Annotated in this window: 19 protein-coding genes; 4 read left to right on the top strand and 15 right to left on the bottom strand. The window is 46.8% G+C overall.

What is annotated here, in order from left to right; translation table 11 throughout:
* Positions 1-40: 40 nt before the first annotated feature.
* The 7 genes from BSHG_RS10840 to BSHG_RS10870 all read right to left on the bottom strand — a co-directional run bounded on the left by BSHG_RS10840 (position 41) and on the right by BSHG_RS10870 (position 7337).
* On the bottom strand, positions 41-1285 hold the full coding sequence (locus BSHG_RS10840; RefSeq protein WP_005816642.1) for an FtsX-like permease family protein: 1245 nt from the start codon (positions 1283-1285) through the stop codon (positions 41-43).
* Positions 1286-1299: 14 nt separating this feature from the next.
* Positions 1300-2598, bottom strand: a complete 1299-nt coding sequence (locus BSHG_RS10845; protein ID WP_005816640.1) for an ABC transporter permease — start codon at positions 2596-2598, stop codon at positions 1300-1302.
* Between the two features lie 13 nt (positions 2599-2611).
* Positions 2612-3256 carry a head GIN domain-containing protein gene (locus BSHG_RS10850; RefSeq protein WP_008659227.1) on the bottom strand — a complete coding sequence of 215 codons (645 nt, stop codon included), beginning with the start codon at positions 3254-3256 and terminating at the stop codon, positions 2612-2614.
* Positions 3257-3271: 15 nt separating this feature from the next.
* The gene (locus BSHG_RS10855) at positions 3272-3937 is read right to left on the bottom strand and encodes an ABC transporter ATP-binding protein (RefSeq protein WP_005786290.1); all 666 of its coding nucleotides are present in this window, start codon (positions 3935-3937) and stop codon (positions 3272-3274) included.
* Positions 3938-4096: 159 nt separating this feature from the next.
* Positions 4097-5347 (bottom strand): FtsX-like permease family protein, encoded by a 1251-nt coding sequence (locus BSHG_RS10860; RefSeq protein WP_005795277.1) that lies wholly within the window; start codon positions 5345-5347, stop codon positions 4097-4099.
* Positions 5348-5355: 8 nt separating this feature from the next.
* The gene (locus BSHG_RS10865; protein ID WP_008659224.1) at positions 5356-6630 is read right to left on the bottom strand and encodes an ABC transporter permease; all 1275 of its coding nucleotides are present in this window, start codon (positions 6628-6630) and stop codon (positions 5356-5358) included.
* Positions 6631-6671: 41 nt separating this feature from the next.
* Positions 6672-7337, bottom strand: a complete 666-nt coding sequence (locus BSHG_RS10870; RefSeq protein ID WP_005786282.1) for an ABC transporter ATP-binding protein — start codon at positions 7335-7337, stop codon at positions 6672-6674.
* A 316-nt stretch (positions 7338-7653) separates the two neighbouring features.
* Here BSHG_RS10870 and BSHG_RS10875 point away from each other — a divergent pair, with 316 nt between their 5' ends.
* Positions 7654-8553, top strand: coding sequence for a helix-turn-helix domain-containing protein (locus BSHG_RS10875; RefSeq protein ID WP_005786279.1), 900 nt, complete (start codon positions 7654-7656; stop codon positions 8551-8553).
* Between the two features lie 147 nt (positions 8554-8700).
* Here BSHG_RS10875 and BSHG_RS10880 read toward each other — a convergent pair whose 3' ends face one another.
* From BSHG_RS10880 to BSHG_RS10915, 8 genes are all read right to left on the bottom strand, one after another.
* Entirely contained in the window at positions 8701-9972 is a 1272-nt protein-coding gene (locus tag BSHG_RS10880) for an ABC transporter permease (RefSeq protein ID WP_008659220.1), read from the bottom strand.
* A gap of 6 nt (positions 9973-9978) precedes the next feature.
* Positions 9979-11286, bottom strand: a complete 1308-nt coding sequence (locus BSHG_RS10885) for an ABC transporter permease (RefSeq protein WP_008659219.1) — start codon at positions 11284-11286, stop codon at positions 9979-9981.
* Between the two features lie 24 nt (positions 11287-11310).
* On the bottom strand, positions 11311-12597 hold the full coding sequence (locus BSHG_RS10890; RefSeq protein WP_005786271.1) for an ABC transporter permease: 1287 nt from the start codon (positions 12595-12597) through the stop codon (positions 11311-11313).
* Positions 12598-12600: 3 nt separating this feature from the next.
* The gene (locus BSHG_RS10895; RefSeq protein ID WP_005816631.1) at positions 12601-13908 is read right to left on the bottom strand and encodes an ABC transporter permease; all 1308 of its coding nucleotides are present in this window, start codon (positions 13906-13908) and stop codon (positions 12601-12603) included.
* Between the two features lie 18 nt (positions 13909-13926).
* On the bottom strand, positions 13927-15195 hold the full coding sequence (locus BSHG_RS10900; protein WP_005795282.1) for an ABC transporter permease: 1269 nt from the start codon (positions 15193-15195) through the stop codon (positions 13927-13929).
* Positions 15196-15214: 19 nt separating this feature from the next.
* Positions 15215-16480 (bottom strand): ABC transporter permease, encoded by a 1266-nt coding sequence (locus BSHG_RS10905; protein WP_008659218.1) that lies wholly within the window; start codon positions 16478-16480, stop codon positions 15215-15217.
* A 120-nt stretch (positions 16481-16600) separates the two neighbouring features.
* The gene (locus tag BSHG_RS10910) at positions 16601-17848 is read right to left on the bottom strand and encodes an efflux RND transporter periplasmic adaptor subunit (RefSeq protein WP_008659217.1); all 1248 of its coding nucleotides are present in this window, start codon (positions 17846-17848) and stop codon (positions 16601-16603) included.
* A gap of 324 nt (positions 17849-18172) precedes the next feature.
* Positions 18173-19072, bottom strand: coding sequence for a glucosaminidase domain-containing protein (locus BSHG_RS10915; RefSeq protein WP_005786259.1), 900 nt, complete (start codon positions 19070-19072; stop codon positions 18173-18175).
* 115 nt (positions 19073-19187) lie between these two features.
* Between BSHG_RS10915 and cdd the strand changes: the two genes are divergently transcribed.
* From cdd to BSHG_RS10930, 3 genes are all read left to right on the top strand, one after another.
* Positions 19188-19670, top strand: a complete 483-nt coding sequence (gene cdd / locus BSHG_RS10920) for a cytidine deaminase (RefSeq protein WP_005786257.1) — start codon at positions 19188-19190, stop codon at positions 19668-19670.
* A 2-nt stretch (positions 19671-19672) separates the two neighbouring features.
* On the top strand, positions 19673-20512 hold the full coding sequence (locus BSHG_RS10925; protein ID WP_008768221.1) for an AraC family transcriptional regulator: 840 nt from the start codon (positions 19673-19675) through the stop codon (positions 20510-20512).
* A gap of 87 nt (positions 20513-20599) precedes the next feature.
* The gene (locus BSHG_RS10930; protein ID WP_005786253.1) at positions 20600-21202 is read left to right on the top strand and encodes a DUF417 family protein; all 603 of its coding nucleotides are present in this window, start codon (positions 20600-20602) and stop codon (positions 21200-21202) included.
* The last annotated feature ends 28 nt before the right edge of the window (positions 21203-21230 follow it).

Raw genomic sequence — 21230 nt, 5'->3', positions numbered from 1 at the left:
AAAACAACGCAGATAGATGATAAAATATTGCGATAAGCTTTTATTCTTCGTGCAATGCCTCCGCCGGCTGGATTTTCATAGACTGACGGGCCGGGAACCAGATACCTGCCAAGATCATCAGTGCCATCAACAGTAACGTGATGCCTTCGCACAACATAAAGCGACCGACAGAAAAAGTAGAAAAGTACCACGAAGGTGTCAGTTCACTCTTTGCGATATAGAAATCGACACCAATAGCCAACGGAGTAACCAGAAGAAGCATCAGCCAACCTTCGCTCAGCAAACGAAAGAATACGCTTTGCTTACTCCCTCCTACTGCCATCATCAGCGCCATCTCACCTTTACGCTGCTGGGTGCGGAACCAGAATGTTCCCAATAGCCCCAGAAAAATATTGAGCAGCAAAAAGCCCATACCTACCAGATAGTTACGTAAAGTATTCATATCGTCCAACTGGAACGTATGCCGTATGTCCCGGAATGAACTTACCTTGGTCAGAAAAAGATTGCCTACCCGATATTGGGACGGGGCATCCTTCATCAGTTGTTCGGCAAAAGCGGCAGATTCGTTTTTGTTCGTACGCAAACAGATTTCATTGCCCGAAGCCAACCGATTCTCCGGTAACAAGATGACTGCGGACCGGCTATAAGCACCGGAGGAAAAATCATCATAACGGACCACTTGGAGCGCTGCCACCAATTTGGATAAATGGGCAGTGTCCTGATCCAGACAAAACTCTTTGCCTACATAGTCTTTCAAATCGATCTTATAACGTGACTCGAACACATTACGCGATACCATAAAAGTACCTTCCTTCAACAGAGCAGCTAATTGTTCCGGAGTTTCTCCGTTAGCTCCCTGATAACGGAAAACACGGAAGAAGTCGGGCGTCACCCAACGACGGATGTTGTACTTGCTCTCCATGGTATCCAGGCGTACGTCCATCCCACTGTTACTTCCGTTGTACGGGAAAGAATTTTGCGACATACTCACCGCCTCGACTCCGGGACGACGACGAAGGCGATCCAGTAACTCACGCATATCTGCATGTGCTTCCTCATCCGTACGGTTGGCTATGTAGTCGGGACTTTTCTCTGTCAGGTAATCGAACTCCACCCGATAGGTATTCTCAATATCGAACCCGCGAGGTTCAAAATAGGTATAAAGGGTGACAAACATATAATCGACTACATACCAAAGCACAATGCTTACCAGCAGCAGTTCTATGAACAGCCAGGAGTTAGAGCGCCGTTCGTTTACTATTTGTTTCAACAGTTTCTTATTCATCGTTTGTGTAGTGTTTAGTTAAGCTTTCCGCTAAGAGCATTTATAATAGACATCCGCGATGCCCTCCAGGCCGGCCATCCACTACTCAGCAGATTCAGTGCCAAACAGAAAAGTAATGCATAAATAAAAGTAGAAAATTTAAAAAGCATTTTCCACTCGATAACCGGAGCCGTGTTAAGGTACATCAATCTGCTATCGGCAAAAAGCGTACCTCCCCAACAATAAGATATGATCAGACAGAACAACAGTCCGACCACTCCGGCCATCAAAGTCAGTACCAGATTCTCGGCAACAATTTGCCCCATCACTCCCCCACGGGTAGCTCCGAACGAACGCCGTACACCGATCTCGGCAACGCGTTGTCTCAAACGGCTATGGGTCATCGAGCTCAGATTGATGGCAGGTACCAGTAACAGAATCAAAAATATAATGACTTGCTGACGAAAATAGGCTGCCATATCCGGCTGCACATTTGCCCACTTATGCTGCGACATCGTCAGTTGGTCATCCGGCTGCCCACGGTAGAAAACAAAATAATCACCCAACCCGGCGTTATAAGCCAAGCGGCGACGTTCGCACTCTGCACGGATAGCTTCGAAGTCGGAAGAACTGCGGGCCAGGATCACAACCCGCATCACTCCCATAATCCCGTCACACCAGGTATTGTCTCCTCCCGTAATATGGGTCGATGAATATGGAACCCAAATCTGTGCATAGGCTGTCGAAGCCATTGAAGACACATCTTTCACCACTCCGCTTATCCGGTAGACCGCATCATTCACCAAGATCTCCTTACCGGACACCTGATGGGACGTACCGAAAAGAAGACGTGCGACACTCTCTGTTATAACAGCTACCGGAAGCCCGGATTTTACTTCCGCATCCGAATAAGGCTTACCGTCTATAAACGAAAAGTCGAATATCCTCCAGAAAGCTCCATCGGTCTCGAGGGCATCGATCCCCGTACGTACACCACGGGGCAAAGCTACCTGCATAGTTTCGGGTATCGTATAGATACTGACTTCCTCGGCCGTCGTTAATCCTTCAAAACATCCTTTTGCTGTCTGCAGCCCCATCGGACCGTTACTCGATCCGTCATCACTCCAGTTTTTGTTGCTCGTGCTCATCTGTTTGACATGCAATAGCCGGTTACGGTTACTCTCCGGAGCAAAAGGGGTGGTTTTTATTTGCTGTTGCATGACCACTACCATAATCAGGCAAATGGTCAAAGCAGTGCCCAACACACTAATCGTAGTCAGCAAGGGCTGCTGTCTGAGTTGTGCAAGGGCCTGCTTGAAATATTGTTTAATCATTTTGTGCTTGTTACTATTTTCCTATTTTCAGTCCATCGGTATTGACACCGCCAACCCCGTTTCTTGATATTTTTGCGGTACCGGCTTTACCATTCAGGGTCATGCTTCCCACTCCATTGGCTTGGGCTTCCAATGCGTCACAATCAACCTTGACATTTACACAGCCCACTCCATCCAGTTTCACCGTGAAATCCTTACACTTCAAATTGTCGATATTAACATCTCCCACTCCTGAAAGGATCAGGTCGAAGCGCCTTGACCGAAGTGGTTCCCGGCAATTAAAGCTACCCACGCCTTGCAACTTCACATTGTCCAAATTGGGAGCCGTAATATACAATTTTATGTGTTTGGAATTATTGTTGTTTTTTTGATATCCGATCACTAAAACACCATTTTTCACAACTGTAGTAGTTTTGGATACGTATTCTTGCGGCCCCTCTATCCGGACGGAACAACGGTCGGACTGAGTGAAAAAAATATCTCCGACAGCCTCCAGCCGGATCATGGAGAAATCGGCAACTTTACGGTTACCGACAGCCAAGGTTTTATCTTCGGTAGTTTTACCACATTGGCAATCGGCACTGCATTGAGCTTGCACCGTATAACCGATGGCTCCCAGGAAAAGAGCCAAAGCTACGAGTATAATTTTTGCTTTCATTGTACTTTGTATTATTTATTGCACTTGACGTCCGTCGAAGAAGCGGATGGTGCGAGAGGTTTGTTTGGCCTGTTCTTCATTGTGAGTAACCATTACGATGGTACGTCCGTCTTCCTTATTCAGGCGATGAAGCAGTTCCATTACTTCGGCACCCATCTTAGAATCCAGGTTACCGGTAGGTTCGTCGGCAAGGATAATCTCGGGATTACCGATGATGGCACGGGCAATGGCAACACGCTGGCACTGACCACCGGAAAGCTGTGTCGGGAAATGACGCATACGATGGCTCAACCCCACCTTCTCGAGAACCTCCTGCGCCAACTTTCTACGCTCGGACGAACTGACACGACGGTAGAGTAACGGAAGCTCCACATTATCCAGTACGTTGAGTGAGTTGATCAAGTGGAAAGACTGGAAAACGAAACCCAGTGTCTTATTACGGAAAGCAGCCAATTCTTTATCTTTCATGCCTTCTGTATGTGTACCGTTTATTTCGATCGTACCCGTCGTAGGAGCATCCAGCAATCCCATGATGTTCAACAAAGTAGATTTACCACAACCCGAAGGGCCCATGATACTCAGAAACTCACCACGGTCGACTGTCAGATTCACGTTTTCGAGCGCTACTGTTTCAATCTCGTTTGTACGATAGATTTTAGAAAGAGAAGTTAATGTAATCATCACTTATAGTTTTAAATATTTCTTTTATTAGATTCTTGTTCAAATGATATGCCAAAAAATTAATTCCTTTAAATACAACCGCTTATGTTCCAAACAAGGTGTCCGATAATGAACACTCTGCCCGTAAATGAACTCGGGAGTGTCCCCCAACAGACATGCTTATTCTTCGTGCAATGCTTCTGCAGGCTGAATGCGCATGACCTGACGGGCAGGTATACAAATCCCGATGACGATCATGACAACTATCGACACAAACGTCATAGCCTGCACAATCAGGAAACGGGTGACGGTAACAACCGGCATCGTATCGGTCAGCAAATCCATAAAGGCAAGATTCAGACTTATGACAGCAGCCGGCACCGTGGCCAGTATTAATAATAAAACCCCTTCACCGATCAGCAAACTTCTGAGGTTCGCACGGGTAGATCCCAAAGCCAGCCGAAGTCCCATCTCCGAACGCCGTTGCTGTGTCCGTATCCAAAATGTACCGATCACTCCCATCAGAATGTTCAGCAAGAAGAAGCCTAAAGCGGCAATCCGGGTTTTCACATCATTTATCTTCCCGTTGCTGCGGTAATAGTTCTCACGAAGATCGTCAAAAGAGGTAATATCCAGAAGATAAAAATTACCGACCCGAAGCTGTACCTTCATATCTTTACGGAAACGGGACGGAAAGTCCACACCATCCGCATCCGGACGGACACGCACACAAAACTCCGCATTATTCCCCCTCCACCCTAACAAAGCAGCCTCCGAATGACATTCGATATAAGTAGGGTAAAGCGGATAAAAATCATCAAAGCGGATGGTATTGCATATACCGCGAATGGTATGTGTCGGTTCTGTCTCGCCCCAATTCTTCACTCCTTTACCCAGTGCATCGGTTCCCTTAGCGGAAAACTCACGTTCGGTTTCGGCAGAAATGATCCATGTGTTTTCCTGAGTAGCCGCCTGTACAAGTGACTCGGTTTTTCCCTGCTTGTCAGTGATGCGGAATACCCGGAAATAATCGGGTGATACATTATACACATATCCGTGTACCCAAGTGGTATCTATCCCCCTTGAACCGCTGGAACTGCTTTGATTGTAAGGATGCGAACCAATACTCAGCGATACGGCCTCTACTCCCGGATAAGCCCTGAGGCGCGAAAGGATGGAGAACCATTGTTCTATCTTCAAGCTATCAGTATCACCGGGTTTATATTCCTTTCCTCCGGGAGGTATCGAAGCTAGTTTTACCCGATAAACGTGTTCGGTATCAAAACCGAGCGGAGTGGCATATAATCTTCCGGTTACGTACAGATAGTCCATTACATAGAACAGGCAGACTGAGACAATCATCAGTTCAAACCACAACCAAGCGTTGACAGAGCGCTGGGCCCATATCTGTTTCAATAAATGTTTTATCATGATTTCTTCTATTTAATGGCATTGACAATGTTGGTGCGCGATACACGAATGGCTGGAATTCCCGCACTCAGCAGATTCATCAACAAGCAGAACAATAACGCACAAACAAATACAAACGGTTGAATGACCATACCTGCGGATACCTGAGTGTCCACTCCATAATACCCCGACATAGAAGTATTGAGTAACCAGTCACGCATGCATAGCACGGCTATGTACGACAAGATCAGTCCCAATACACCTCCCATCAATGTAACAACCAAATTCTCGGCGAGCACCTGCCGGAGAAGTTCTCCACGAGTGGCACCGAAAGCACGTCGCACACCGATCTCTTCCATCCGCCGGCGCATACGCGAAAGTGTGATACCGCTCAGGTTAATGGCAGGCACCAACAACAGGATGGTAATCACTACGATATAAATCAGAACCAACCGCGATGTATCCGGATCATCAAACGGATTATCACGGGCCAAAGACATCAGGCGGGTGTCGGGCGCACCTCCAAGCAGCAATTTCAGTTCTTTCTGATTGGCGTTCATACGGTCTACATTCTGTTGTGCCTCGGCTCGAACTACATCCGGATCGCCCCCCTTGGGTACCAGGATATAACATGAATATCCTCCTTGCAGACCCTCGCTGACACTACGTTCATAATCCGGCAATGCCGTATAAGGAGCCCAAGCCTCGGCATAAGCAGCCTCGGCCAGTACCGACACATCGGTCACTACTCCACAGACGGTATAATCGACAAATCCTAATGAAATGATACGTCCCACCGCATTGTCGATGCCAAACAGACGACGAGCCAACGAGCGGGTCACTACCAGTTTCTTCTCGCCGGACACAAATTCCTGCCCGTAAGGTTTACCATGCAAAAAGCGGAAACCAAATACACGCCAAAAATTATCATCCGTATAACTGACCGCACACTTCACTTCCCGGGTTCCGTCGGGAGTAGCCGCCAAAGACGTCATGCTGTAGTGCACGGCGCTCACCGCTTCCGCCGTAGTCATTGGATAGAAACATTCTTTAATGGTACGCAGTGATAACTGATTCCCCATATTCCATCCTTTATCATCAATTTTCTGAGCAATCGTCATCTCGATCGATAAGGTACGGTCGCGATTTATCTCCGGTTCATAGTTGGCTGTTCTTGCCTGATAGATAAGTACAATGCACATTATCATGGCAATGGCCAGTGCCGTACCAATAATGGCAATAACACTCAGCAACTTATTCTGCTGAAGAAGAACAAGTGACTGCTTAAAGTATTGCTTAATCATAAGCTCTTTTTATTAGATTGTATTTTGCATTCCTTTATTGCTTACTGTACCTGACGTCCGTCGAAAAACCGGACGGTACGTGAAGTCTGTCCGGCCTGTTCCTCATTGTGAGTTACCATTACGATGGTACGTCCGTCTTCTTTATTCAGGCGATGAAGCAATTCCATCACCTCGGCACCCATCTTAGAGTCCAGGTTACCGGTAGGTTCGTCGGCAAGGATGATCTCAGGATTACCGATAATGGCACGGGCAATGGCAACGCGCTGGCACTGACCGCCGGAAAGCTGTGTCGGAAAATGACGCATGCGATGACTCAAACCGACCTTCTCAAGAACCTCTTGTGCCAGTTTACGACGTTCGGAAGAAGCTATATGGCGATACAACAAGGGAAGTTCCACATTATCCATTACGTTAAGTGAATTTATCAGATGGAAGGACTGGAATACAAAACCAAGCGTTTTATTACGGAAAGCGGCCAGCTCTTTATCTTTCATACCCTCTGTATGTGTACCGTTTATCTCTATTGTCCCTGCGGTAGGGGCATCAAGCAAACCCATAATGTTCAGTAAAGTCGATTTGCCACAACCGGAAGGTCCCATAATGCTAAGGAATTCACCACGATCAACTTTCAGGTTGACATTCTCAAGGGCTACTGTTTCAATCTCGTTTGTACGATAGATTTTAGAAAGAGAGGTTAATGTAATCATAACTTTAGTTTATTTAGATGTTTCATTTTGTTCTATATCGATTCCACACAGACGAGATAGAATCAAATGGTATGCCAAACAGATAACTTCCTCATAAATCGTATATTAAGCGGAGAGTTGGGTGTCCGAAAATGAACATACTGCCCGTTGGTGAACTAAAAGTTCTATTAATCTCGGGTACATTGGCAGGAAAAACGCCGACGATACAACCCTAATTACGGATATTTTTACCCCTATTCCTGTTTTAATCTCCTCACCCATACTACATATAATGAAAATTCTTACATTTGTCACAGAATAAACAACCAGATGTCCTATGGAAGAAGTAATCAAGCTCAACTCGGTAGACCAGTATAATAAAATGTATGGTCTCGAGACATTGCACCCTTTGGTAACGGTAGTCGACTTGTCGAAAGCCACAGTGTTTCCCACACATTTCACTCTCAATTATGGATTATACGCTCTGTTCCTGAAACAGACAAAGTGTGGCGATCTGCGTTACGGACGGCAAATGTATGACTATCAGGAAGGCACAGTGACAAGTTTCGCACCGGGACAAGTAGTCGAAGTAAAGCTAAACGATGGTGTACGCCCGATGTCACACGGGATACTTTTCCATCCCGACCTTATCCGCGGCACATCTTTGGGACAGGAAATCAAGCACTACTCGTTCTTTTCATACGCATCGAATGAAGCCCTGCATCTTTCGGACGACGAGAAAAAGATTTTTCAGGATTGCCTTGACAAGGTACAACAGGAGTTGTCCCGTCCGATAGACAAGCATAGCAAGCGCCTGATCGCAAGAAATATCGAATTGTTATTGGATTATTGCATGCGTTTCTACGAACGTCAGTTCGTGACACGTTCGAAAGTGAACAAAGATGTATTGATGAAGTTCGAAGACCTACTCGATGTCTATTTCCAAAGCGAACAATCGCCAAACGAAAAATTGCCCACAGTTAAATATTTCGCAGACAAGGTAAACCTGTCATCCAACTATTTCGGCGATCTGATTAAAAAGGAAACCGGAAAGACCGCTCAGGAATACATTCAGGGAAAAATAATCAATATAGCCAAAGAAAGGATATTGGCTTCGGAAAAAACTGTCAGTGAAATCGCTTATGAACTGGGATTCCAATATCCGCAACATTTCACACGGATATTTAAAAAGGTGGTCGGCTGTACACCGACAGAATATAGGGTCATTCAGGTATGACAACTCCACCGGGCTATGAAACGTATTTCTAAATATACCGAAAACGTCTTTCACTACGGATCGGCAGATTGCACGGAGAAGAAATGATAGATCGTCTACATGATATATCGGTGCAATCTGCCGATCCGTGGTGAATTTTAAGTTTGATTACTCGTCCCGCAAAGCATCCGCAGGATTCATCCGGGCAGCTTTCGACACCGGGATGTAAGTAGCCACAAACGAAACAGCCAGGATCAAAATATATGAAATGGCTGATACAATAAGGAAGTGTAACACCGGACGATTCTGTATATAATCCGGATTCGGATCATCCGGCGCAAATGCAAAACCATTGAGATATACAATTTGGAATTGCGCCAAGGCTCCTATTACAAATGCAATAGTAACCATCCACCAGGCCTCCAGAAGAAATTGCCGGATCAACCGATGGTGAGTAGACCCCATCGTCATGTAAATTCCCATTTCCTCCCGCCGTGAGTTGCAACGTAACCAAAAAGTGCCGCCCATCCCCAAGAACACACAGAGTAGAAAAAATGCAGCAAGGATGATCTGCAAACGGATAGTGCCCGTAGTTCCCATATAATACTCAAAGTGTTTACTCACCGTTTTAAAATCCGTGAGTGACACCAGATAATAGTTTCCAATCTGCATCCGCGGACGCATCTCACGCTTAAAAGTCTCGGTGAAAGCTGGTGATGCCAGTCCGTCACGTACGCGGAAGCAGATGCGGGCCGCTCCCGGAAGATGGATTAATTCAGAAGTAGCTTTGAATACCAACGGACCGGGCTGACTGATACTCCTGATTTGCAAGGGATCGATTACAGCAGTCAACGGAGATTTACGGGTACTGTCTCCCCAATGTATCCATTTGTTCTGCGGATACTTTTCACCGAACAGTTTTTCGGCAACGTCAGGAGTCAGATAGATTCCCTGTTCTCCTTCCGCAAGCACCGGAGGTATTTCTCCCGTCCGGGCATCATGTATCCGGAAGACTCCAAAATAGTCGGTGCCGGACAGAAATGTCATCTGCTGTATATTTGCAAAGATCGTATCATTGAAAAGCTGTCCTCCATTCCAGGTACCGCTTTGCGGATATGAATTGAAAAAGCTGACAGTCACATCAGAGACTCCCGGATAGCGGCGTACCTGATCTACAATACGCATAAAATCAACCTGTTTCAATGAGTCCGAATCCAACTCCGGATTATATCTGGTATGATTGGCAGAGTATGCACCTATGCTCAGCAAGTAAGTATCAGTGAGGTCGTAATTGTCGGGCAATGCCTTGTCGGACAATAATACGTACACAGGGTCGACTACTCCCCATAAGAAATAAGTCACAACCACCAGTTCGCCCAGAATCCATCCGTTGGCAGCACGCTGGTTCCACAGTTGGCGGAGTATCATCATCAGGTTCATAGCTATTTATCTTTTATCGTTAAGCGAATATACAATATCTTTCTTCAAAGCATGCAGGGCCGGAATCAAAGCCGACAGCACATTCAGTATCAAGCTGACCAGAAATGTAATGCCTATCACCACAGGATTCAGCAACATACCGGGAGTTAAGAAACTGTCAACTCCCTCGGGTATCACATCCGAATATGCACTTAGCAGGTCGGGTAACCAATTACGCCCGCAATAGACAATCAGATACGAAAGTAATAAGCCCAACAACCCTCCAAGCCCCGTAAGAAACAGATTCTCCCAAAAGACCTGCATCAGGAGCGAAGCTTTGGAGGCCCCGAAAGCCTTACGTATACCCATTTCAGAAAGCTGACGTTTCATCCGCGAAGCGATCATTCCTGCCAGATTCAGTGCAGGAACAAAAAGCAAAGCCAGCAGGATAGTCCCATACGTCCGTATCAGTTTTCCCCAATCGGGTGCCGAATTACAATATTCATAAAAAGTGCTTTTCCAATAAGATACGGGCTGTCCATATAAATCGACCTTGTATTTTTTCTGAGAGAAATTGTATTTACGGAACGCATCCCGCACTTCCCCGGCAACCTTATCTTTCGAACCGACAGAGGGTGCCAACATATAAACACTCAGATTTCCAATCAACTCATAACTGCCCTCTTGCTCCTCTACGACCTCAGCATCTACCGTCAGCGGCAACCAGATGTCGGCATACGTAGCAGGAGTAATGAAGGACACATCTTTAACCACGCCACACACTTGATATTCGTCCGAGTCGAGAACAAAGGTACGGCCCACCGGAGCATTATCTCCGTAAAGCCGGCGAGCCAACGTTACGGAAATAACGGCTTTGCGCAATCCGGAATCAAAATCAGCCCGGGTGAACGGCTTACCGTCTACAAAAGCGAAGCTGAAAACTTTCCAGAATCCGGCATCTACCAGTTTCACCTGTACCTCTTTCAGATCTTTACTCTCCGGCAGTTCAAGCAGCGATGTAGTATGCCCGTCCAAAGAACACCCCACAGCCTCGGCACTCTTCAGCGGATAATAGAAGCGTTTCACCGTCTGAAAAGATACATTCGAACTGAACCAGTTATTTTCATTGCCTTGCTCTATCGCAGTCATCCCTTTACTCACCAGGATTCGGTTCCGGTTCTCTTCGGGGTAGACCGGTGCCATCTTGATGTAATAAATGATCACCAAGCTCATGGTCATGGCAATGCCTAATCCTGTACCAAGCACGTACACACTGCTGAACAAAGGATTTTGTTTCAGCAGTTGCCAGGCTTGTTTGAAATAAAGTTTAATCATACTGTCTATGGGTTTAACGAGTGATCATTCGTCACGCAGCGCATCTACCGGACTGATACGGCTAAGTTTATGTGCCGGCATCCAGATTCCGATGGAAACTACAATCAGCAGCAAGAGATATACGATCAGAGTAACTGCCGTAAAATGCAGGCCGAAGTGGTTGATCCAGTAAGCAGGCATTGCCTCTTCCGCACTGTTACAGGTAGTATAAAGTCCGTCCCTCAATGCGTATTGCAAATAGAGTAAACAGCCGGTCAACGTACCCAATGTGGTCAGTATCCAACCCTCGTATAACAGCAGGCGGGTGATGTGTGAAGGAGTACCGCCGAAAGAAAGCATGATGCCCACCTCTTCACGGCGTGAACGGGTCTGCATCCAGAAAGTTCCTGCTACTCCCAGGCAAAGGTTCACTAAAAAGAAGATACCCAAAGCCAGGTTCAGACGATACTGATTGGTGATACCCTCGGAAAATTCATGCTGCTCCTGAATGTCGCTAAACGACTGCACTGACTTCACATAATAGTTACCGACTGTCAACTCCTTATTCATCCACTCACGGAAGTGATGCAAGAAAACCTTCTCCGACAAATGATCGTCTATACGCAAAGCTATCAGCGGAATATAATAGTACATATAATCAGGAAACTCTTCATACACATATAACTCTATGGGCATGGGCTGCATATAACTCCGGTAGCGAACAGGAGCTATCACTCCCCCCACCCGGTAGTCTTCCTCGTCCCCGTTTCCAAGGCGGCGTCCGTAAAGCGGTTTTCCGTCTTTCAGCCGTTGTGAGATATCCGCTGTCAGCACCGATTCGGTCCACAGGAAATCACGGTTATCCAATTGTTCGGCCGTCATACCCTCGGCTCCCTCCATCCCCATGGTCCGGAAATAATCGGTATGAGGTATAAAGGCAAGACGGAGAGTGCGGACCGGAATGGTATCGAACATCGTGTTGCCGTTGCTTATGGAAAGTGCCGAAGGATACTGTTCGTTCAAGATGAAAGTAGTATACTTGACTCCCTCGTAGTGTTTGAGTTTATTGAGCAACCGTTCGAAATTGGCTTTACGCGCCAATGTATCATTCTCTTCGGCACGGAATTGCTCCGACCCGGCAGGGTATGAAGCCAACTGAAGCAGGAAAAGGTGATCGGGACGATAGCCTTCCGGCAAATTCCGGTCATGTGTCAGCACCACCAACGGATCAACAATCACCCATGTGACAATCGATACCAATATTAATTCGGCCAGCAACCATCCGTTCTTCCGGCGGCGGGCCCAGAGGTTTTTCATTATTAGTCGTATCATGTTTTATTTCTTTTCGTTTAGTGAATCAATAATATCTTTGTGTAACGAACGCCATGTGGGCCACCATGCGGAAAGCAGGTTCAGTATCAAACAAAAAGCAAACGTTACGCAAAACATCAAAGGACTGAACAGCATTTGCGGATTGATAGCCACATCGACTCCGTCGGATATGACTGTCGGATATTTGTCAAACAGACTAAACACCCAATTGCGCCCCAGCACAAGCAGTCCCCACGAAACAATAAGTCCCATCAATCCACCGATACAGGTAAGAAGCAGATTCTCCCATAACACCTGGTTCAACAATTGTTTCCGGTTGGCTCCAAACGCTTTTCGTATCCCCATTTCCGCCAGGCGATCGTCCATACGGCTGGATATCATGCCACTCAGGTTGATGGCAGGCACCAGCAACAACGCCAAAAGCGCCCCTCCATACAGTTTAATGACCGATGCCCAGTCAATCTCGTTCGTATTGCCCTCTCTGAACCATGTCTGCCAATACGGATCCGGTTGATGAAAGATATCTACTGTATACTCTTTCTGGGAAGTATTGTATTTACGCACCAGTTCGTTGACTTCCGCATAAAGTTTCGGCATATCTTCTTTCTGACGAACCTTGAAGTAAACGACATAAGTACCGACCTTATGACTTCCATCATTGTTTTTGTCGTATCCCGGCAAACAAGAATACGGCATATAGATTTGTCCGTAAGATGCCGGCAACAGATAACTACCCTCACGTACCACACCGACCACTTTGGATTCCTTAAAGTCTTGCTTAAACGTCTGCCCTACCACATCGGTCCTGCCGAAAATGCGGCGGGCCATCCGGTCAGAAAGTACTACATTACGAATCCCACTGGCTAAATCGGCCTCCGAGAAAGGCTTCCCATCCAGAAATTCAAACTCGAACAACCGAAAAAAATTAGGATCGGTATACTTTACCAGAGCCGGTATTTGCTCGCCTCCCCCGGCCGGTTGTATATAAGATCCCTTCCGGGTCAGAAAGTGTTCGTTTACAGCGGTAACCAGCTCCGCCGATTGCAATGGATAGAACCAGTCTTTCAGCATTTCATAAGAACAGGAATATGAATTTCCCCCTCCTTTGACATGCATGGCGCTTACCCCTTTCATCCGCATCGTCAGCGAACGGTTCACTTCCGGATAGATAGGAGCTATTTTAATATAATACACGATGGCAATGATCATTGTCATGGCAATGGCAAGCCCCGTGCCCAGCACATAGAGGCTACTGAACAGTTTGTTCTGCCGGATCAGCATCCACGATTGTTTTAAATAAAGTTTTATCATAATATGTAATTTTAACAATTATTCATAATGCAACGCTTCGGCCGGCTGCAACTTCATGGCCCGGCGGGCAGGCAACCAGGTGCCCAGTGCAATGATCAGTCCCATAAGCAGCAGCACCCCACCAAAACTGACCGCAAAGCGCCACCAAGTGAAAGAGAGATTGTATAAATCGGGAATCTCCATGTGTACCATATTGAATATGACAACCAATACCAACGGAACCACCGTGGTGAGCAATAGCCACCCCTCGGCAGTAAAGAACCACCCTACCCGCCGGCGCGTACTGCCGAGTGCCATCCGCAGGCCGGTCTCGCAGCGCCGTTGCTCGATGCGCAGCCAGAATGTTCCCGTTATACCGAAAAGTACATTGAGCAGGATGAAGACAGACAGCAGGAGGTTGATACTGATCTTTCGCCATTCGTATTGCAGACGATCACTGCGCTGTTGCTTCATATCTTCCATGCCGGTTATGTAGAGATTGTTTTCCGTCAACTGATTCTTCATACGGTTGAGAAAATGTCCCATCTGTTCCGATGTCAGTTCTTCTTTCATTCGGACGGTAACCTCCATATTAGATGCTCCGGTAGCATTTACCTGGCGTTCCAGTTCCTTGGGCCACATCGTAAAGAAAAGTTCGGGTTCCGGCTTTACAAATTCTGTAATGCGCACCGGAGCTGTTACCGCCGCAATATGAATCTCCCGCGTACTGCCCGGATAACGCACCTTCTGTCCTACTGCCGATTGTGAGCCGAAAAAATCTTTCTCCAACGCAGGAGTTATAAAATACGACAACTGTTTCTGAGTCAGCAGTTCGCTAAGCGGTTTCCCCTCACGGCTCTTGATGCGGAATACATCATAGAATTCGGCAGAAACGATATATTGATGATAAGATTGCTCTTTGAACTTGCTGCTGTCGGCTGTACAGGGCATGATCTGTGTCCAGGAGTTGCCACCGGAATAGGGTGAAGAGTAGAAAGCAACGCAAGCATTATCCACCTCCGGTGCACGACGCAGGCGTTCAAGGATTTTGGCCAATGCCTCCCCTTCGGTTTGGGTCCGGGTGGTGTCATTGACATACTCGTCGGCATCCTCGGGATACACATCGAACGAAAGCTTCCAGCAGTTCGTGATATCATATCCCATCGGACGGGTATAAGAATACAACTGTACCACAAACATATCTACCAGGTACCACAGTGCCACGAATACGACCAGAAGTTCCATCCATATCCAGCCGTTCAAGCGACGTTGGTTCCATATCATTTTAAATATTTGCTTTATCATCATGGGTCTTTGCTTTTAAAAATTATTCCATATCATGCAACGCTTCCGTAATAGGCATCCGCGAAGCTCGCCAGGCAGGAATCGCAGCACTCAGCAGATTCAATATCAACGTAAAAAAGAAAGCTGCCACAAAAGTGAGAGGCTGTATCAGCATGTCGTGCGTCAGCGAAACATCTCCCGAAAAGAAAAGCGATTTGCAGAGTGACAGCAAGCCGAATGACAGCAGCAACCCGATCAGGCCACCCATGCAAGAGGTCAGTAAATTTTCGATCACCACTTGTTCTACCAACGAGAACGAACATGCGCCAAACGCTTTACGAACTCCAATCTCGCTACGGCGTTTGCGAAACTGTGTCAGGGTTATACCTATTATATTAAGGGCTGGCAACAACAAAAGAAAAAGGATCACCGCACCGGTCGATTTCAACCATTCGCCCACGGTTCCCTCACTGAAGCCATTCGTGCCCAATACAGCCTGCCATTGAGTGAAAGGAGAATGCATATAATCCAGCTTCGTACCGGTGAGCGAAGCATTGAAAGTTGACTGTAACTTCAACATCTCACGGCGGATGGCCTCAAAGTCGGACCGGGAACGCGATAGAATGCAAGCCTGAAACTCTCCGGTAGTACCTTCACAATAAGAGATATTGTCTTTCAATAAAGAAGCGTTGGCGGTATAGGGTATCCACACATCACCATAGGAACTTTCGGCAGCCTGACTGACCTCTTTCACCACACCACATATTCGGTAATCGGCATAATTCATACGCAAAGTTTGTCCCACTGCCTCAACAGTACCGAACAGTCTGCGCGCCAGCTTGTCAGAAATGACTGCCTTGCGTATGCCCGACTCCCAATCGGTATGTGTAAAAGGACCGCCGGCCAAGAAAGTAAAATCGAAAACCTTCCAAAAACCGTCATCGGTAAACTTGATAGCATATTTATCGTAAAACTGCTGTCCGTGTACGTTGACCGGAAGATCTCCGGAAGTAAAAGCAGTCACTGCCTCGGGAGTCTGCAAAGGATAAAGGCATTCGCGCACAACCTTATGGCTCATACCACCGTTGTTGATGGGATGACCGTCACTCCCACATGCCTGCAGACTGCTCACAAACAGAATCCGATATCGGTTAGACTCGGGTGCATACGCAGAAAAATTTACTTGGTAGACAAGATAAATAAGCATCACGGCCGCCACCGACAAAGCTGTACCCGCAATAGAGATACCATTTACGAAACGGTTCTCCTTCAGCAAGTTATAGGATTGTTTGAGATAAATTGTTATCATAATTTTGCATATTAAAAGGCACACGGCTTACCTTTTAAACCAAGACCTCGTTGGTTTAAAACCAACAGGCCTTTAGTTTAAAATCTAAGGGGGCTTCATTCAAAAGATATTTCAGGAGTATTATTTCACTTTCAGTTTATTCTTATTTTTGTAGTTCGTCATGTCGCTGACCACTACCTTGTCGCCCGGGTTCAATCCGCTCACCACTTCTACAAATTCAAAGTTGGAGTCGCCCAACTGGATTTTACGTTTTACGATTTCATCATCCGAAGTCATCACAAACAGATCGTACTCGCCCCGGCCTACGTAATAAGAAGCATTGGCTATGCGCAGCACATCTTCCTTCACGGCATTCATCACGTATACATCGGTCTTAAGTCCCGAACGCAACCGCTTGTTGTTGTCCTCTTTCAATTGCACGGAGAATGAAATAACCCCATTCTTCGAAAGCGGGGTGACACTGCTCACGATTCCCTCGAGTTTCTCGCTGCCTATCTTTACAATGGCTTTGCCACCGGCTGCCACACGGTCACCATAAGTATCGGCTATTTCACCATCCACTTTGAAATGGCTCAGGTCGGAAATAATGGCTACCTGTCCGCCTTGCGGAATCTGGGCTCCGATCTGGTTGTTGATGTAAGTAAGGATGGCTTTGCGCGGCGAACGAATCTGGGCATCGTCCAGGGTACGCTTCATTTCGGCAAGTCCTTTACGGAACATATTGAGATCGAGTTCAAGAACCTTCAGGTCAGCGGCTGCTATTTGCTTTTCGTTGGCATATTGCTGTTTAAGCTGTTCCAGTTCAAGGCGGGAAGTATTGTAGCTCAGTTCGGCCTGGCGCACCTTGTCGGTCGTACCGGCTCCAAGGCTGTCCAGATACTGTTCATTGCGAAGTTCCACTTTCATCCGGGCAAGTTTCATTTCCGACACTTTGATCTGCATCGCCATATCGCTCAGTTTGGTCTGGCTGTTCACTTTTGCCTGATCGAGCTTATAACGTTTCATTTCTTCTTCGTCCAACAGCTTTTTATAGTCAGTTTCCGTACTCTGCAAGTCGAGTTTCAAGATGGGCGTACCTACATCTACACTATCACCGCCTTTTCTATACACCTCCACGATGCGGGTATTGATCGGTGAATTGATGATCTCTTCAAAAGCAGGCACCACTTTGCCCGAAGCACTGACACTGACTTCAATCGTACCCTTATCGACGGTAGAAAACACAAGGTCCTTTTTCTGCACGCCTGTACGCAACAACGAAATCAGCACGCTGATACCTATTATCCCGACGATACCGATAGCCGAAAAACGGATAATCTTTTTATTACGCTCTTTATTGCGCACCTCTTTAGGAATTTCTCTGTCCATATATAGTTAATTATAAATTTGCACTGTTCTTTATGCCTCTATATTCAAACCTTGTGCCAAAAAAGGAAAGCATTGAGTTTCAAGGGAAAAAAAAGAAAGAGGGTGTCCGATAATGAACACCCTGTACAGTTTCGTAACAAAGCAGTACTCCCTTTTTCCGATAACCGATTGTAAGTCCGGCAAGAAAAGACCATGATCCGGGTGTAGCCATCCGACGGAAAGGGTGTAGCCCCAACGGCAAAAGGGTGTAACCATCCGTGAGGGAAGGCTACACCCTTTTATTGTCAACGCATTTCCGATATGCTCCGCAGCCGGAAGTGAAGCCTATCTCAGCCTCAGCCTGTCTCCCACTTCAGGAATATAATCTCCGTCCTTGCGGTTCATCTTGTACAGGTTCTTCAGCCGGATGGCAAATTTCTGCGAAATGGTATGCATGGAGTCTCCGTCTTTTACGATATAGACCGTATAAGGTTTGGATGCCCGCTTTTTCTTCTCTTTCAGATAGATAATGTCACCGCTCATCAAAGTATAGTCACGCTGCAGATCGTTGTACTTCACCAGCTTCTTCCAGCGGATATCGAACTCTTTGGCCAGCGACTTAAAGGTATCCCCGTCACGGGCTACGATATAAGCGATGCCGTTTGCTATGTAAACCTGATGCGGATTGAGCACCGTCGGTTCACTCTTCGACGAACTCCATCCCCCCTTACGGTCATATTTATAGAGGTCGTAATCTTCAATGATCGTTATCAGACGGTTGGCATACGAAGGATCGGTGGCATATCCGGCCTTTTTCAAACCACGCGCCCACCCCTTATAATCGGTTATCTTCAGTTTAAAAAGGAATGCATAGCGGGCTCCGCGCTTCAGGAATGCAGAATGGTCCTCGTACGAGTCGCGGGGATTGCGGTACGCACGAAAACACTCGTTACGGGCATCGTCGTCATGACGAACGGTACGCCCATTCCAATTGCTGCCACACTTGATGCCGAAGTGATTATTACTTTTACGAGCCAACGTACTCATGCCCGCACCACTCTCAAGCAATCCCTGAGCCAGTGTGATACTGGCAGGTATCTTATGCTCTTTCATTTGCTGCACGGCCAGGGCACTATACTTATTTATATAATCTACGTAACGGGAATTCCTGCGCTGCGCCTGGGCACCTGCAGCAAAAGCAAGGACTGTAACTATGGCAATCAGCCTGAGGAGTTTACTATTCATCTATTATTTGTGTATCTTAAGTTATGCGGCACAAAAATCATAAAAATAATTGGGATTATCAATCTCTTTTCTAACTTTGTAACATGATTTGTAGAACTATAAACCACCTACGCACATGAAAGACCTGACTATTACCTCTGTAATCAAAGTATATGAATATGATGAACTCAATGATACAGACCGTGCCTTATTGGATGACGCCATCGAGGCAACCCGGCGCAGCTACGCACCTTACTCGCACTTTTCGGTAGGAGCGGCAGCACTGCTGGCCAACGGTGTGGTAGTGACAGGAACCAATCAGGAGAATGCGGCCTATCCGTCCGGACTCTGTGCCGAACGCACCACGCTATTTTATGCCAACTCGCAGTATCCCGACCAAGCTGTGATGACACTTGCCATCGCTGCACGTACCGAGAAGGACTTTATCGACACTCCTATCCCGCCCTGCGGTGCTTGTCGCCAAGTGATTCTGGAAACAGAGAAACGATATAAACAGCCCATCCGTATATTGCTTTATGGCAAGAAGTGTATCTACGAAGTACAAAGCATCGGACATTTATTACCCCTGTCATTTGACGCATCAGCCATGGAGGATTGATTATGATAAGAACTTACCAGACCAAACTGAAAGGTATGCTGGCACTGACTACCAGCTATCACACCGAAAAGAGCCTGCAGAAAGAAAAGAGTTTATATAAATTCATCTGGGTACGCAAAGGAAGCATCACCCTCGAGATAGACCATCAGGAAGTGATACTGGCCGAGAACGAGGTCATCTCCCTTTCCAACCTCCAGCACCTGGAATTTCTTTCGATCGACGGAGAGTACCTGACGGTTCTGTTCAACAGTAACTTCTATTGCATTTACGGCAATGACCACGAAGTGTCATGCAGCGGATTCCTGTTCAACGGTTCTTCGCATGTCGTTCGTTTCATGCTCAACGAATCGGAACGGAGGTCGATGGAAGACGTAGTGGGATTGCTGGACCGTGAATTCACCGTATCGGACAACCTTCAGGAAGAAATGCTCCGCATCCTGCTCAAACGTTTCATTATCCAAAGCACGCGTATTGCCCGCCAACGACTGAACATTACCCAGGAAAAAGAATACAGCTTCGAAATCATCCGCCAGTATTATAACCTGGTGGACGAACACTTCCGGACCAAGAAGCAGGTACAGGACTATGCCGACTTGTTGCACAAATCGCCCAAAACCCTTTCAAACATCTTTTCTTCCTGCAAATTGCCGTCACCTCTGCGAGTCATCCACGAACGGGTGGAAGCGGAAGCCAAGCGACTCCTTTTATATAGTAATAAGAGTTCGAAGGAGATTGCCGACATCCTGGGATTCGAAGACCAATCTTCCTTCAGCCGTTTCTTTAAAAATATGACCGGAGAAAGCCCCGTACAATACCGAAATTCGGTAGAAGGGAAGAATTGACAATTCATACGGCGATATTGCTATTTCGCACCGATGGGAAAACCCTGATCTTTGCATCAGAAAGTTAAACCCATAAAAAGAAATAGCATGAAAGAGAAATTTATCACTCTGCTCACAGTAGCATCCGGTCTGAAAGGTTTCGGACTAAAGTTTATCCGCGTAGCCATCCTCGTTGTTTTCGTATGGATCGGCGGTTTGAAGTATTTTCATTACGAAGCCGACGGCATTGTTCCGTTCGTAGCCAACAGTCCGTTTATGAGTTTCTTCTATGCCAAAGACGCACCCGAGTATAAAGAGCACAAAAACCCCGAAGGCGCCTATGTCCCCGCCAACCGTGAATGGCACGAAGCGAACAGGACCTACACGTTCTCTTACGGACTGGGAGCTCTGATTATGTCCATCGGAATTCTGGTTTTCTTAGGCATCTTCTTCCCCAAAGTGGCACTTGTAGGCGACACACTGGCCATCATCATGACGCTTGGCACTCTCTCCTTCCTGGTGACTACTCCCGAAGTCTGGGTTCCGAACCTGGGAAGCGGAGAATACGGCTTCCCCTTGCTGTCCGGTGCCGGACGTCTGGTTATTAAAGATATCGTAATTCTGGCGAGCGCCGTTACCCTACTCTCCGACTCCTCACAGCGTGTACTGAATTCATTGAAGAAAGCCGACTGGGAAAAGCGAAACAAATAAGGGTTGCGGAATGTTATAAACTTACATA

Source organism: Bacteroides sp. 3_2_5, assembly GCF_000159855.2.
Taxonomy (GTDB): domain Bacteria; phylum Bacteroidota; class Bacteroidia; order Bacteroidales; family Bacteroidaceae; genus Bacteroides; species Bacteroides fragilis.
This window is presented reverse-complemented; position numbering and strand designations above follow the sequence as displayed.